Below are 897 nucleotides of genomic sequence, written 5' to 3' on the forward strand. Positions count from 1 at the left end.
GGGTCGGACCCTTCCCGCGCGCGTAAGTCACTTGCCTGCGCCACCTGATACGGCAAAGGAAAACTAACCTTGGCACACCCCTATTCCCTTTCCTACCTGACGGTTTCGGGCGTTACACCCCCGGAGCAGACCTATATCGCCGCTCGCACGGGTTACGATTATGTCAGCTATCGCCTTTTCCACCTTGGAGTACCGGGCGAGCCGAAGATCGACCCAACGGCTCCTCAGGTGATGCGCGAAACCAAACGCGCCCTGGCCGAAACCGGGCTGAAGTGCTTTGACATCGAACTGATGCGTGTGCTGCGGGGGCTGGAGCCGAAAGAGTTCCTGCCGGCCTTCGAAGCGGGGGCTGACCTGGGTGCGCGGCATGTCATCTGCTCGGCCTGGACGGATGTGCGCAACGACCGCAAGTTCATCGTCGAGACCTTCGCCGAAATCTGCGATCTGGCCGCACCGTTTGGCCTGACGGTGAACCTCGAATTCCCCGCCTTCTCGCGCCTGACCACTCTGGATGAGGTGATCGACATCCTCGAGCGTACTGGGCGGCGCAACCAAGGCATGCTGGTCGATGCGCTCTACATGCATTTCAACAAGACGCCCCTTCTGGCGCTGGAGCGGGTGCCGCCGGAATGGATCAATTTCCTTCACATCTGCGACGCCGAAGACCTTGCCTACACGCGTGAGGAGATGATCCGCACCGCCCGCGACGCGCGCCTGTACCCCGGCGAGGGGGCGATCGACTTCTGGGCAGTGAACTACCTTTTCCCCGACCTGCCCCTGTCCATCGAACTACCCCATGCCCGCCGCCTGGCGGAACTGGGTCCCGAACAACACGCAAAGAACTGCCTCGAGGCCGCACGCGCGGTATCCGATGTGCTGCCGTCGCATGCCATTAAC

Annotated in this window: 1 protein-coding gene; it reads left to right on the plus strand. The window is 62.0% G+C overall.

Going from position 1 to position 897, the window contains the following annotated elements:
* Positions 1–69: 69 nt before the first annotated feature.
* Positions 70–897: sugar phosphate isomerase/epimerase (locus EN780_RS35510; RefSeq protein WP_133372922.1), on the plus strand; the 828-nt coding region annotated here is incomplete at its 3' end.

The organism is Mesorhizobium sp. M4B.F.Ca.ET.089.01.1.1 (genome assembly GCF_004022605.1).
Taxonomy (GTDB): Bacteria; Pseudomonadota; Alphaproteobacteria; order Rhizobiales; family Rhizobiaceae; genus Mesorhizobium; species Mesorhizobium abyssinicae.